Source organism: Sandaracinobacteroides sayramensis (genome assembly GCF_022014495.1).
Taxonomy (GTDB): Bacteria; Pseudomonadota; Alphaproteobacteria; order Sphingomonadales; family Sphingomonadaceae; genus Sandaracinobacteroides; species Sandaracinobacteroides sayramense.
Genome location: NZ_JAKLSQ010000001.1, coordinates 153,571 through 167,219, shown reverse-complemented (window position 1 = coordinate 167,219; position 13,649 = coordinate 153,571). Strand labels below are relative to the sequence as shown.

10 protein-coding genes are annotated in these 13,649 nt (G+C 60.0%); 5 read left to right on the top strand and 5 right to left on the bottom strand.

Translation table 11 applies throughout. The annotated features are described in order from the left end of the window. The first annotated feature begins 211 nt into the window (after positions 1 to 211). The 4 genes from L6Q21_RS00650 to L6Q21_RS00635 all read left to right on the top strand — a co-directional run bounded on the left by L6Q21_RS00650 (position 212) and on the right by L6Q21_RS00635 (position 4,431). The gene (locus L6Q21_RS00650) at positions 212 to 1,711 is read left to right on the top strand and encodes a hypothetical protein (RefSeq protein ID WP_237828492.1); all 1,500 of its coding nucleotides are present in this window, start codon (positions 212 to 214) and stop codon (positions 1,709 to 1,711) included. Then, positions 1,708 to 2,400, top strand: a complete 693-nt coding sequence (locus L6Q21_RS00645) for a hypothetical protein (protein ID WP_171376101.1) — start codon at positions 1,708 to 1,710, stop codon at positions 2,398 to 2,400. Before L6Q21_RS00650 ends, L6Q21_RS00645 begins: the two co-directional genes overlap by 4 nt. A gap of 192 nt (positions 2,401 to 2,592) precedes the next feature. Continuing rightward, positions 2,593 to 3,099, top strand: coding sequence for a hypothetical protein (locus L6Q21_RS00640; protein WP_237828490.1), 507 nt, complete (start codon positions 2,593 to 2,595; stop codon positions 3,097 to 3,099). 21 nt (positions 3,100 to 3,120) lie between these two features. Beyond that, positions 3,121 to 4,431 (top strand): hypothetical protein, encoded by a 1,311-nt coding sequence (locus L6Q21_RS00635; RefSeq protein ID WP_237828489.1) that lies wholly within the window; start codon positions 3,121 to 3,123, stop codon positions 4,429 to 4,431. A 339-nt stretch (positions 4,432 to 4,770) separates the two neighbouring features. Here the strand turns inward: L6Q21_RS00635 and L6Q21_RS00630 are convergent, their stop codons facing one another. Further along, entirely contained in the window at positions 4,771 to 5,685 is a 915-nt protein-coding gene (locus L6Q21_RS00630; RefSeq protein WP_237828488.1) for a hypothetical protein, read from the bottom strand. Between the two features lie 226 nt (positions 5,686 to 5,911). On the opposite strand from L6Q21_RS00630, the gene L6Q21_RS00625 reads away from it, so the two are divergent. Next, a complete protein-coding gene (locus L6Q21_RS00625; protein ID WP_237828486.1) occupies positions 5,912 to 7,297 on the top strand; it encodes an FRG domain-containing protein in 1,386 nt (461 codons plus the stop codon). Positions 7,298 to 7,440: 143 nt separating this feature from the next. Here L6Q21_RS00625 and L6Q21_RS00620 read toward each other — a convergent pair whose 3' ends face one another. The 4 genes from L6Q21_RS00620 to L6Q21_RS00605 are packed head-to-tail and all read right to left on the bottom strand — an operon-like array spanning position 7,441 to position 13,617. Further along, positions 7,441 to 9,762: an nSTAND3 domain-containing NTPase gene (locus tag L6Q21_RS00620; protein WP_237828484.1), complete on the bottom strand. Its 2,322-nt coding sequence runs from the start codon at positions 9,760 to 9,762 to the stop codon at positions 7,441 to 7,443. Next, entirely contained in the window at positions 9,759 to 11,807 is a 2,049-nt protein-coding gene (locus L6Q21_RS00615; RefSeq protein WP_237828481.1) for an ATP-binding protein, read from the bottom strand. Before L6Q21_RS00615 ends, L6Q21_RS00620 begins: the two co-directional genes overlap by 4 nt. Continuing rightward, complete coding sequence (locus L6Q21_RS00610; RefSeq protein ID WP_237828479.1) at positions 11,804 to 12,334, bottom strand: hypothetical protein; 531 nt, start codon at positions 12,332 to 12,334, stop codon at positions 11,804 to 11,806. Before L6Q21_RS00610 ends, L6Q21_RS00615 begins: the two co-directional genes overlap by 4 nt. Continuing rightward, complete coding sequence (locus L6Q21_RS00605; RefSeq protein ID WP_237828478.1) at positions 12,334 to 13,617, bottom strand: SIR2 family protein; 1,284 nt, start codon at positions 13,615 to 13,617, stop codon at positions 12,334 to 12,336. The genes L6Q21_RS00610 and L6Q21_RS00605 overlap by 1 nt, the downstream gene beginning before the upstream one ends. Between the last annotated feature and the right edge of the window lie 32 nt (positions 13,618 to 13,649).

Genomic DNA, 13,649 nt, shown 5'->3' with positions numbered 1-13,649 from the left:
CTACAACTGTAGAAATACAGAAGTGATTTCGGGGGCGGAGATGAGTGCGCGTTGGACGATTGAAGATTCCGAGTGTTCGGGGGATGTCTAAGGATCGTGCGGATTTCGCCGATCACATGCGGCAGCGGCGATGGATGGGCACATGAGGGGCGTCAAATTCCCGATGCCATCAGCAGCGTCGCGTAAGATTTCCGGGGAAGAGGCCAGGTCGTTGATCGAAGCGCAACTGGCCGCTCATGATGACGGCGTTCTTGCCGTCCTTGCGCGATATCGGTTGGCGGATGCCTTGGCTGCCTGGCACGGGACCATTCGCGCGGTCGAGGAGTTCATCAACCTTCCCCGGTTCGGCATCGACGATCCGCGTGTGAGGGCGCGGCTTTGTTCGATCCCTCTCGACGATCGGCTGCTGTCCAATGTGGAGTCCGCCTTCAGGGCCGTTCGGGAGATATTATCCCCGCGCTTCGAAGCCGGCGTCGTCAGCCGCTACCTCCAAACGATGCTGCAGACTGCGGCCATCGCCAGCGCGTTCAAAATGCACGGACAGACATTCGGACCCGGCATTACGCTCAACAGCGTGGGCGCGGCCGTCGATTATTTCCAATCGCGCCGCCGGCACATGGTCACTTTGCTCTACACCATGCCCCTTGTCTGCAAGGGAACAGACCTTCTCGTGCCGCTCGACACGCTGAATGTCCTTCTGCCCCAGGTCGAGCATAGCTGCATCACGATTACCGGGCTCCACCTGAAGCTGGCCCAATTGGAGATTCTCGACGACTTCATCTTGGAGGTTGACGGGATCGGAGCGATGGCCAGCCACGGGTTCGACACGCTCGATGAGAATTTCCTGGAGCCGGAACGGGCGTCCATCCATGTGATGGCCGAGCTTCGCCGAGACCAGATTGTGTTGCCTCCGATGGAGGCGCTCGATCCGAAGAAGATTTTTTCAGCGGCCGAGCTGCGAAATTCGGTGAGGCTGATCGGCGCGACCTACGCGGCCTTCGGGCTGAACGATTCCGATTTCTCGACGATGGCGCTGTTGATGATCGCCTTCGCGCGACAAGCCCGCGACGACTATTTCGTCGAGATCGGGAAGGCGAAATTTCAGGCGATGCTTCGGGCGCAGTCGGTTCTCGACGCGGACGAACTTGAACGCCTGCTGGTGAACGTGCCCTCTGACTACGCCACCAACAGCAACGCCTATGAGCCGTTTATCGACGCGGGCGATATGGTGATCTCGAACGTCAACCTGCTGTCGCGCTTCCTGTATGCCTTCAAGAACGTCCACCTGGGCAGCCGCCGCCGCTTCCAAATCCATGCCGGCTTCATCTTCGAGGACATGGTGAAGCGCGACCTGTCGGCCATGGGTTTTCAGGTGACTGACGTGAAGCGCATCAACCGCAAGGAGTTCGACGTCGTCACTATCCACGGCGGCGTGATCTATAATTTCCAATGCAAGAACAACTGGATTGACCTGGCGAAGGTCGAGTCAAACCGGGCCCTGTTCGTCCGCTACAATCGGTCTCTGACCAACTACTATCGGCGCGCACTTCAAAAAGAGCGCAAGCGTGAAGGTTTGCTCAAGGACAAACTGGGTCTCGATAAGGTGGAGCATTACCTGATCAGCCGCTTTCCGGTGATCGGGTCCGACGCCCGGGTCATCAACTACAATCAGATTGACCGATTGAATGCGGTCGTTGGGGGCGCCGCTTGAAGTCCGATCCAGCCAAGGTCATTCATCTCCTGTCGGAATTCACCGGGCCGGATCTCACCCATACGCTCGGGCGGATCGAGGGGGCCGTGCGGGGGATATCGGCCGACGACTGCGACGCCTTCCTTGAAGGGGCCGGCGCTGGTCGCGAAGTGCTTGCCGCGGCCGCCGAGATGAAGCGCCTGGCAGGTCAGATCAATGTGACGATCCACGCTCTGGGCATCCTACTGTGCTTGCCGCACATTCTGGAGCCAGGCGAGAAAGTCGAATATGTCTCGCTCGGCGCGGGCAACACAGGTCGGGAATTCGATCTGGAGACAAACCTGCGGGTGGCGGAGTTCAAGTTCATCCGCTGGCGCGGCGGCGCGGAATCGATCCGACAAAACTCCGTCTTCAAGGACTATGTCCTGCTGGCGGAGCATCCAACGCCCAAGCGGAAATACCTGTACTTGCTAGGCACCGAGCATGCTCTGAAATTCCTCCACGGCGGTCGGGCGCTATCCAGCGTGCTAAGCCGGAACGACAAACTGCAGAAGATGTTCTCCGAGCGTTTCGACGGCCAATTTCGGAAGGTTCGCGAGTATTATGCTGTTCATGGGGATGCGGTGCAGATCGAGGATGTCTCGGCATGGCTTTCGGAACTGGCGGAGGTGCTGATCACCGAGCCCATCCCTGACGATCTCATCGAGTAACTGCCGCCACGTCCAAGCTCGATGAAATGCGCTCGAAGCGCACATCGCGGTCAATTCATCTTCTCTACGCGCCTCGAAAGTCTTTAAGGCGCTGAATGCATGGAATTTTGATAGTCGATACTGTAGTAGCAGAACGGACATCAATGACGTTTTGCGTGTATTGCATTTTATTGAAGACGGGAGGGGAAGTAAGTGGCGAAGACGATAGACGAGGCGCACCGGAAGACGTCGAAGAAACCATACAACGAGCGATCGGATCTCGAGAAACTTCAATCGCAATGGAACAAACTATCTGGGCTTCATCTGAGGGATGAACCGTCCGCTGCGATCGTGCGCTGCGCTACCGCTGCTGAAATCGCCGCGAACTACTCCATCAGAACGGAATGGGCTCGTCAGACCGAGTTCGACGCGGCGATCGTCGACCAATTTTTGCGATGGGCCAACGGTCTCCAGCTCAAAGTCTCGCGCTTGTTTGTGCCAATTTACTTCGCTCGTCCCGAGAAGAGTAAAACAGGGAAGGCGCTCATCAAATCTGCTGATCGGATCAATTCCGTGCGGAACGCTGTCGTACACCAGGGGGCGTTCAGTAATGCAGAAGAGGCCGAGGCGGCGATTTCTGAAGCGAAGACGTTCATCAACCTGATCGTGGGCCTTTCCATTCCTGGCTTCGATATCGCGGCCAAGGCGACTAGCAAGTAGCGCACGGGCTTTGGGGGACGGATGAGCGCTTTGATCTCAATGGTAGAGTTGTGGGACGTCGACGTCACCGTTGGCCTGACCACCCATACAAAGCATCGGCACGTTCCCAGCCCGGTAACACCGCTCTTCCAGGCGCCCGGAGCCGCGCCGACTCTGACCTTCGGACCGATCGCGCTGGCCGCAGCCGTCGCCAGAACGGCGACGACGCGCCCAGCGCGACCGCGACTGCTCGCTGGTCTCCAGAAAAGCGCGCTCGCCCATTTAGAATGCCTGATCTCGAACGGGTCGTCGTTCGAGCTGACACCGGACTTTGCGGACTTGGCCGACACCGAGAGAACGCTGTTCACTGCGCGCTGTGGAGCCGGGATAACGGATCTCTATATGAACGCCTTGGGGTATGTCTGGCGCGCCAACGCAGCTTGCCTGTCAAAGGCGCTCAACCCGCATGCGGATTTTCTTTATGATGGCGGCAATGTCGATGGGCACGGCGTGGTTTTGGCCGAGGCGCACGGTTCGTTCGCCGCGAACGCGACCGCAAAGACCATCGCTTCTCAGGCGAAGCGAAAATATGCTCGACAGGTGAAGCCCTACGTCAACACGGGGTCGCCGTTTGGCCATGTCGTCCACGGCTACTCCGTCGCCTTTGGCTCGAAGCCGGGAACGACTGGCGCATTCCTGAGTGTGGCCGAGACACGGATTTCGAAGCCCAAGAAAAAGTCTCCGCCGGCGCCCCCTGGCCAATCGCCCGTCAGCAGCGGGGTTTCTACGCCGATCGCGCTGGCGACGCACCGCTCGAACTTCTTTCTCATGGGTGCGAGCCAGGTCGTCGATTGGATTGACTGGATCGGCGCGCCAGGTGAGTTGCCGGTGGATTCTGGACCAGTGGCTTTTGTTCGGTTGCCCTATGCCGGGCGTTGGTATCTCGGAAGCGCCTTTTCGATCTGGCCGGCTTTACTCCCCCACTGGTTGCACGACGGACTCTGGGACGATCCGATGTGGCGGCACCACGCTGTTCGCGAGGTGATCGCCCGGGGTTTCCCGGGTGAGTCGGTTGGCTGGTTCGTCATGGAGGAGACGGCCTGTACGGCGTTCCTCAACGGTCTCACTGGTATGATCCGGAGCGGCGGCGACGGTCGTCCAGAGCGGCTCGACCTGCCCACCTTCGGCCCCGTCGGTTTCGGTGTTGGCGAGGGTGGCCGCGGCCGGCGCGTCGATGGCTCCGAGTATAATTACGCGCTGTTTCGCGACGGCCTTGCGTTGCTGGGCGACCCTTTCCGTTCACGCAAACTCGAGATGAGACGGTGGTCGCCCAAACAGGGATTCGAGGGCTAGCCGCATTGCACACGATTCGATGGTCGCTACACGATAAGGCAGCGCGAAAGGGAAAAACGGGGGGAGCAGGATTAATCGAGGGTCGGAATGGCGCCGCTGGGAGCCACACATCCATGCGCCCGGCACAGTGATGAATAGTCAGTTCACCGGCCCAACGGCATGGGAAGATTACCTATCTGCGCTTGAGGTTGCCGCTCCCGTCATCGAGGCGATCGCCGTTACCGATTACTCGGCCATAGTGTAAGGCTTTCCCCATGATGTCGGATGATAGGCTAGGACTGTATCGGCGGATGTTGTCACTGTTCGGCAAGGTTCGAATGGGCTTGGCCGATATTGAACTCAACCGAAAGAGATGCGGGTATTGATTTCGGCATAGGCTGGCGGCGTTTGGCCGTCGCCACGCTGTTCCCGCAGTTTTCCGACACCGTCCGCGATCGCTTCGACGTCAACCTCGAACAGATGCGGCATGACATCTACGAGTTTGGGCAACTCGAAAATGCGACGCTCCTCAAGGTAACGCAGCGCAAGTTCCCGTGCTGGTCCACTGGCCCAAACGACCGTTGCGGCGGACTGGCTGAAATGGAACTCGCGCGCAATGCCGTTGATCCAGAGCCACGGATCTAGCCGTTCGACCGTCCCCTCGGCGATCCGCCACATCGGAAGATAGTCGCGGGCGAAAATCACCTCGGAACCGTCTTGCAGGGTCCAGTAGCCATACGGCAGCCAGAGCCGAGATGGCACGAAATCAGCGAGCGGAATCCGGGGCACCGCCACCTCGAAATCGGCGCGCACGCCCATGCCAGTGTCGAACAACAGATAGGTTGGCCGGCCGGCCTGACGAAGATAGGCCGGCTCGTTTGCCCCATAGGCTTTGTCCCTGACAATCGTTCCCGGCTTGCCACGGCCAGGCGGACCAAACACGCGCTGGCGCCAGATCGCTGAACGAAGGCTCAAGTGATTGTCGATAGACCAGTGCTGGAGCAGCCGCGCCTTGGAAATCGCATACTGAACATCGGGGTCGGGGAGTCCCAAAGCGTCAGCCAGACCGAGGACGACGCGCAATGCGTCGTCGGCTTCAAAGGGTGCAGTTGATGTGTTTGAACGGGGACTGCTCGAAAGCTCGTGCCAATCGCGATAGCCGAGTACGTGCGCAAGCGCTTCATGGGCTGCTGAGAGCTGCAGGTCAGGCGACATGCGGACAAGGTTTTTCGCGGCCTGTTTTGGCCGCGCGAGGTCGGGAAATTGGATTCGCATAGAACCACTCCAGCGGTGCTTATGAGAAGGCGTGTCCACTAGGCCCGCGCACCTGGAAGAGGTTCGGAGAGGGTGATTGAAACTTCCTGCCCTGGGGCTTCGCCATTGTGGACGGCATGGCCGGATCAGCCAGCTACCAAGCTAAGCGATTCGGACAGGAGAGCAAGCTGAAAGGTTTTGATGCTACTGGTATTGTGAGCGCCCGAAGGGAATGCGCTGGGGAGGTATGATGGAAACGGTCGACTGCCAGACGCTAGAGGAGTTACAGAAATTCTTCGATGCTTTAGCTCCCGGTGTCTTGTTTCGTGGTCAAACCAGGGAATATCTTCGCGCCGATGGCGGTCCCGATATTCGCACGAGCTTTGATCGGCACGGCTGTATTCCCTCGCGTATGCTGAAATGGTGGCACTATTCACGCGCCATCCTGTCCACCTACGTCAAAGGGTTCGACGGCCTCACCGATCTGGCGACGGATCAGGCCATCTTGCAGCACTATGGTTGGCGATCTTTCTTTCTGGATGCGACGGCGGACCCGGCCGTGGCCTGTTGGTTTGCCGCCAACAGCTACCGAAGCGAGCCTTGCGGTGAAATGATCGAGGATTGCTTCGAAGACCCGCTTTTCGTGGCTCGGCAACGAGCCTGGTATGAACCGGCAGACGATCGCAGCTGTATCTATGTGCTCAGTCGCAAGGCGTTGCGCGCGCGCGACCTTCAAACGGTCGATCTGGCTGAGATTACGACCGCCTCCGGGCGTCATCGCTGCTTGGCGCAGTCCGCGTTCATGGTGGGGCCTTTGAACGGACCCTTGCCCGATGATTGCATCGTGACTCGGGTTTTCGCCCCGTCGTCAGTCTTCCGGGACTATGCTGCACAATCGCCTGAACTGACATGCGAGGCGCTATTTCCTGGCCCGACCGTGGACCCGGTCATGGCGGCGCTGCTGTCGATCCCTTGGGTAAAGCGGGAGGTCGATAGCGATGGAATTGGCATCGACTTCTTTGACCGCGGCCTTCCGCTCCCCGAATATGAGATGAAGGACATTCGCCGCACGGGGCAGACGACAGCCTATTATCGGCGGTTCTGGTTGGCCGATGCGGCGAAGCCCGAGACGCTATTGGCCGAGACGACTTTCTACCTGACGGAAGAAACGCTCTTCCATGGCACGGCGTCGGGCGACCTGATCTTCCCGAATCTGACCCGTGTCCTGCGCGAGCGCACAAGCGTCGCGTTGGAAATCGACGGATTAGTCCGGCATCCTTACGCCGCCAACTCAGGCCAGTATGGCAAAGGCGTCTATCTGGAGGCGCATGAGGACGGAACGATGTTTCTCACGGAACTGGCGGTCGATCACTTCGGCGCCCGTCCCGGTGGGTTTGGCATCACCCGAGGCTGCTATTTTCGGGTTGATGACGAGTTCCGTTGGCATCGCATCGATCATCCGGAGCAATGCGACTGCGGCAGGGAAGCGCACCACGCCCACCACCTGGTCGTCGCCGAGCATTTCGAATATGCTCTGAAAGAGCAGGAATTCACTCAAATCCGTGAGCAGGTTTTTGCCGCTGTCGGCGTCAATGCCACGTCGGACCCAATGGCGTTGGAATGGATGGATTGAGGCGCGGGGAAACTACCGGACTAGGCCATGTGGAAGGCTCGAACGGCGAGGGCTTGTCTTAGGGCCGACCGACGGCGTGTACTTCCGCGGTTGGCTGGCCGTCGGAACAAGCAGCCGACGATCATCCTCCACCGATCTAGGAATCATTTATCGACGTCGTCGAATACCGAACGCTTCTTAGTGGTGGCGGCGGAAGGAGGTGGCGTCTCTTCCTTCTTCTGCGTTACGATATGCGTCCAGTCCGTCTCATCTTTAGATTGTTCATCACGTTCCCGCTTGCGTTCTTCGAGTGCCTCAACCGAACGCTTCACCTGGTCGCGCGCGTCGTCGATGACGGCCGTAGCGTCGGCGTCGATACCGATCGCCTCGACGCGATCAAGCACATCGAGAAGCTTTTTGAAATGACTGTCAGGCTCTTCGTCCAGATCAGCGTCCGCGGTGATCTCGTCGATGCGATCTTCTAGCGACGGCAAAATCGTTGCTCGCAAAGCCAGCCCGAGGCCTACGAGACGCAGCGGCGGGATGAGCGCCAGTATTTCTTCTTCGTCAAAGAAGGAGACATCAAGGTCTGTGAGCGCAGCAAATTCGAGTTTTTCGGCCACCTCCGAACGCAGATCGTCGGGCAAGATACCGAGATGATGGGCTCGAGCGTAAGCGGCAATTCTGGGATCGTTGCCGGCCAGGTCGGATTGCCAGCAGGAGCGCTGAAGCAAATTCGGAGACTGCTGAATCGCCTTTGCGAAAACAGCCTCGCTGGCGCGGTAGGACAGGAAGTGGAACAGCATCCAGTTGCGATGCAATTCGTCGGGGGTGCGGCCGAGCCTTGCGACTAAAGCGTCGTCGAGAGTGGTCGGGATGATAAGCGCATCTCGAATAACGGGCGAGCCCTCGCAACTGAAGCTGCTGAGGATGGTATCGATTGTCGCTCCTCGAATGAGCGCCGCCATCATGTGCGGCTTCTGGCGCAAAATCTCGGTCAGGGCGTCGGAAATCGTAGGGTGTGCAAAGGTCCATCTCGTGCCGGAGAGTTTCAGGAAGGAGCCTTTCAGCTCTGCGAAACAATCCTGAATCTTGGTGAGAGTGTAGCCCGTCAGTTCTGCGACCGCTTGTGCGGCTGAAGCGTCATGGTCGCTGGAATCGAAACCGGTCTGATGCACATAAACGAGGATGAGCGCGGCTTGCAGCTGATCGTCCAAGGCGTTGACGGTGTCGATCAGATGTTCTGTCGGCTCCTCCATAAAGCGAACGAGCGAACTCTCGCGCGGCGCCAGGCCCTTGGTAAAGTTCGGGTCGCCGAGACGCTCGGCGATGCCGGGGAGGAAGTCGCGAACGGCAGCGACCGCGGCGAGGTGGGGCTTGACGGTTGAACGCCAGCTTTGGCTCTGTTCGCCAAAATTCAAATGATTGTAGAGTATCTGCGCCTTCTCCTCAAAGGTCAGTTCGCCGACATCGACCACAGCGCCGCCATCAGCGAACTGCGCAAGGTTGCGCTGCCCGAGCCGGCGTCGCGCCGCCTCGTAGATGTGCTTGCGGGAGGTCAGGAGAAAACGGTTACCGTGCTTAATCGCCGCCCTCAGCTTCGAGAAGGCCGACGTCCAGTCCTGCACGTAATCGTCGCGCAGCACATTCGAGCCAAAGGCGTCGTCGATCCAGAAAAAGCGGCCCGGGTCGTTTGGATTCCAGCCCGCCTCGAAATCGCGAGGGCTGGTCAAAGCGAGGACGGTGTTGTCGGGGTTTTCCGAAGCGATTGTCGAGATGATGGCACCAATCGCAGACTTACCGCTGGACGGGTTGCCGAGCAGCAGCACCACGCCATGGTTGGAAATCGCGTTGATCGCGTCGCGATGGGCCTTGGTAGGAACATAGGTGCGAAGCTTCGGAATCCAGCTGTCGAGCAGCGCACGGCTCTGTTCGCTGAGCCTTTCGTCGACGATCGATGTTAGATCCCCCAGGCCGTAGACCTGCGGGACAAGCGCGCGCAGGCGCGCACTACTCCTGATGACCCGAACGATGTACTGGCGGCCGAGAATGTGCGGCTTGCGCACGCCGAGCGCGCGAAGCCTGACGCGCATGGCGGCTGCGACGGGTGCATCCACGCTCATATTGGTCATGAAGGCATAGGTGTCTGCCTGGCCGGCCTTCACCAGCTCTTCGACGTTATCGATCTCGGCGGTGAGATCGCTCGCCTTCAGGGCCTTTGAGGCCTCCGACGTATGCTTGCACTGGATCGTACCGATCGGCGGCGCGTCGCTTCCCGAGGGGATGAGAAAAACCGCGTCCTGCCCACCGTCCTGGGCTTCGCGGAAGATTTCCACGGGCTGGCCGAGCACGACCTCGCATACCTGCGAGCAGAGATCCTGAAACGCGCGCCAACCGATGGTATGGAGCGCTAGGTCGCTCCAAGGACCGTGCGCTTGACGCTCGTGCTGCGCCGGAAGTTCGATTTGCGCGCTCTCGGCCGTCATGCAGTGGCGACGCCACGTAGAACGCCGACCGGCATAGGATGAACTTCCTGCTCAATGACCACGCTTGTGGCGCCGAGCGGTCCAAGGTCGATGTCAAGACGCCGGCCTCCCTCCGTCGCGGTGCTTACCAAGCGCCGGCACAGCAGATCGGCCAGCGCGGGGTCTTCGACGGCGCAAATGATCTGGCGCCCGTCCAAGCGCAGAGCGGCTAGCACTTCGACTAGGTGAAGGGCTCTGAAATCGTCGATGTGCTGAACGGGGTCATCGAGCAGAAGGGACCTGAGTGGTGTCCACGCCCGAGCAAGGTGGACCGAGAGAAGGAAGGCGAGACCTGCTGCGCGACGCTGGCCGCTACTGAAGACAAATTGCGGGTTTAGGCCGTCCCCGACCTTGAGGCTGAGGAAACGCCGCACGTCGCCACGAATGCTATAATCGATTGTCCGCCAGTCGGCATGCGGTCGCAGGCGCTGATACAGTTCGTTGAGGAGTGGACTGATCTGAGCGAGACGCTCATCAATAATTTCGGCGCTCACACGCCTGACCGAGCGTTCGATTTCACGGGCAGCTGTGACGGCGTTTTGCGATTGACTGACCGCGTTGGCAAGCTTTTCGATATCGGCCCGCAGCGCCGTGATGTTGCTTTCAATCGACGACATCCGCGACACAGCTTGCGAAGCCTCCAGCACGAGGAGCGCACGCTCAAGATCTATCAAACGGTCCCGTTCGACAGAGATCGCCTGCTCCAGGCCATCAGGGTCTTGAATGAAGCGGTGATCGAGACCCCACTGCGTGTAGAAATCGACATGCTCGGCTTCCTCCTCGCGCAACCGGCGCAACTCGTCTGCGTGAGCTTCGATTGCAGCGGCCGCCGCCTTGAGGGCGAGGTTCGGTTGTCGGGCGTTCTCTTTGGCAGCCGCGAGAGCATCGCGGGCTCCCTGAACACCCGACGCAAGCGAAGTAATCCGATACCGGGCCGCGGCTAGGCCTGCTGCGAATTCATCCGACGTCCGATGGGCAGCACAAAGTGGGCAATGATCGTCGTGCAATCCGAGGCGCTCACCGTGCTCCACGAGAATGCTCAGAGAGGCCGCGATCGCGTCAACCTCTTCCTCACGGCCGAGGCGCTCTTCGGCATCCGAAATGGTTTTCTGGGCGGCCGCGTGTTCGCGCTGGGCGGTCTCATGCGCAGCCGATGCAGCCTCGCGTTCAGCAAGCGCCTCCGGAGCGTTGAAGGCCGCCTGGGTCGCTGCGACTTCACGACCGAGTTGAAGCGCTTCCCCCATCCGTGCCAGCCGGGCGCGCGCGTTGGCCAACGCATTTCGGCCTGCGGATAGCCGAGCAGTCAGCTCGGGGGGCGCATCTGGCGCCGCTGCAGCGATCACATTAAGTGCGGCGGAGACGTCGCCGGATCGGCTCAGGGCTGCTTGCGTCTCGGACTGCTGCGTAAGCCTGTCCGCCAGCCGGGTGCGAGCAGCATCATAGGCGGCTTCATCCTTCGAGTGGGCAGCTTCGGCGGCGGCCACGACTTCCTTCGCTCTACTGCCCGCTTCTGAGCCTTCCACTGCGCCGAGTGCCGATCGGACGAGATCGAACCTTTCCGTTTCGGTTAGGTCCAAGCTGAGCGCCGCGATCCATTCGTCGCGGATGATCGACGTCCGGGTGAGCTGACGAAGCGCGTCGTCCGGCGCCGGTCCGCGGCAAAGCGCGGCTTGGATCTCCTCTGGCGAACGATCGGAGCCGGACTCCCGAGTGCGCGTGATGGTGAATGGCTTTCCGTCATCGTCGATAAACGAGGCAGTCACGTAGTGGGCTTTGGGCACGCCTTCGCCCCGCCACCAGAGATAATCGCTAAGGCTCTCCTTCGCGGCTTTTTCGACGGCGTATTTGTCGATGGAGCCGATAATCGCGAACTCGACAGCATCGCATAGGGTGCTCTTGCCCACGCCGTTGCGTCCGGTGATGACGGTGAAGCCACGACCGAAGTTAATTCGGACGAGATCCCTGAACCCGCGAAAGCCACATATTTCGATGAAATCGAGCCTCATGAGGTCGCTCCCAATATTCGAGCGACCTCTGCGGGCGACGTATCATTGAGGAAAGCAGTGACGGCGTCCGGCGGAATATCTTTGAGCCGGGTGCGAAGTCTGGTCTCGAAGTTAGACGCGCCGAGCAGAGGTTTCGAGCGGATCGAGAGCAACGGCAGCAAAGCCTTTTCGACATCTTCCGTTGTCGTGACCGAGGCTCTTGCGATCTTTCGCGTTAGAGAGAAATCCTCTTCGATCCGCTCGATATCCCGTCCGCGGCGCGGATCCTGATCGGGAGTCAGCAAGACCGAATAAACGTTCCAGGCCTTCGCTCCGGCGCCGCGCAACGATGCGGCATGACGAGCGAGCGCAACCTGTTGATTTGCTTTCCAATCACCGAGGAGGGCGTCCGCCGTGTCGAAGACATGGACGAACCCTATCAGCGCCGCGTTCTCGAAGCAGGTTACGGGGCCGGCGGAGCCAGCCCATGTCCAGGTCTCGTACTGGGCGTCGCGAAGGACGATTTCGACTTGTGTGAAGATGTCCATCAGATGCCCAACGCCGCTCTTGCCCCAGGTAGATCGAACCATTCGCCCGCCGCGTCAGGACGAATGACGTCGCCTGCGCGCCCGCTGCGAACCACGTTGCCCGGCACCCCCAAGTCGGTCGCGCCGACGGCGACAACAATGTCCGACTGCATCGCAGCGGGTGGTTCAACAAACTTTCCACGCATCGTCCCGAGGACGGACTGGGCCCCGTTGATGACGCGAATGCTTCGACCGTTTAGCTCATAACCATCAGCGCGTTGTACGGCTCCAGCCTGGCGTAGCAGCAGGTGGAAAAAGCCCAGCGCTTCCGGACTGCCGGGGCGCAGCAGCTTCGCCGGCTCCGCCGCCGGAATGCCTTCCGCATCGCGCCTCAGGCCATACAGCGCCTCGCTGTCGAAATTTCCGATTTCGAGCCATGCCGGATCGCAGGCGACCCCGGTCGCTCGCTCGAAGGCCGCCCGTCCAGCATCCAGAACTTGACGCAAATAGTTTGATGAGAATGCGCGGCGAAGCTCGTCCAAAGCCATGGCCCCCGACTCCTGAACATGCTCGAAGGTCACGTTTTGCGCGTGCGCTATCTGCCATAGCTGCGGCGCCTTCTGCTCAAGTGCATTTGTCGGCGAGAGATCGATTACCGTTACAGAGAGAGGCTGCACGTCTATCAGGGCTTCGCCGATTACGGCGTTAAGATATTCCCAGTCCGACCAGAACCCGACGACGAGAAGATCCTTGTGCCGAAGGTTCGCTGCCATCCACACCTTGCTTCGGGCGATGCGGGCGGAGATGGTCGGATCGTCGAGTTGCGACGGCGCCCAGACGGTGGACGGTCTATCGCGGTGGGAGCAGCCGTGGAATTTCAGCAACGGTGCCTGACGAATGGCGTCGCCGATGGCCTCGTCGCCGTCGAGCGAGCCGCGGAAGTCAGCGCCATAGTCCCATGCGCGACGTTCGATGAGAGTGTCGTAGTTGCTAGATATCCCCGCAACGGCGGCACGGGTGATAAGGAAGTCGGCAATTGCGGCGTGCCCTGTGTTTGAAGGGCGCACGAAAGCGCGCCAAGGCACCAGATGTTCGATGAAGACCGACTGCAAGGTGCTGAGGCCGGCAAAGTGCTCAGCGAGCGCCTCAAGATTATCCCGAAGCACAGGGTCGCAGTTCGGATCCGATTCGAGACGGTATTTGTCGAAACAGCGCTCGGCGACCGTGCGTGCAGATGGCAGGCTGCTCGGCGGCGCCATTGATAGCCCAGCACCGCAGACAACCAGCAGGCGGCCCGCGTTCATGGAAGCCAGAAGCCGAGCAATCGTCTGAGGGC

Bases quoted from the DNA above. Each gene is read 5' to 3' on its own strand.
- L6Q21_RS00625 (WP_237828486.1), top strand. From the start codon at position 5,912: ATGATGGAAACGGTCGACTGCCAGACGCTAGAGGAGTTACAGAAATTC.
- L6Q21_RS00605 (WP_237828478.1), bottom strand. From the start codon at position 13,617: ATGAACGCGGGCCGCCTGCTGGTTGTCTGCGGTGCTGGGCTATCAATG.
- L6Q21_RS00610 (WP_237828479.1), bottom strand. From the start codon at position 12,334: ATGGACATCTTCACACAAGTCGAAATCGTCCTTCGCGACGCCCAGTAC.
- L6Q21_RS00635 (WP_237828489.1), top strand. From the start codon at position 3,121: ATGAGCGCTTTGATCTCAATGGTAGAGTTGTGGGACGTCGACGTCACC.
- L6Q21_RS00620 (WP_237828484.1), bottom strand. From the start codon at position 9,762: ATGACGGCCGAGAGCGCGCAAATCGAACTTCCGGCGCAGCACGAGCGT.
- L6Q21_RS00615 (WP_237828481.1), bottom strand. From the start codon at position 11,807: ATGAGGCTCGATTTCATCGAAATATGTGGCTTTCGCGGGTTCAGGGAT.
- L6Q21_RS00630 (WP_237828488.1), bottom strand. From the start codon at position 5,685: ATGCGAATCCAATTTCCCGACCTCGCGCGGCCAAAACAGGCCGCGAAA.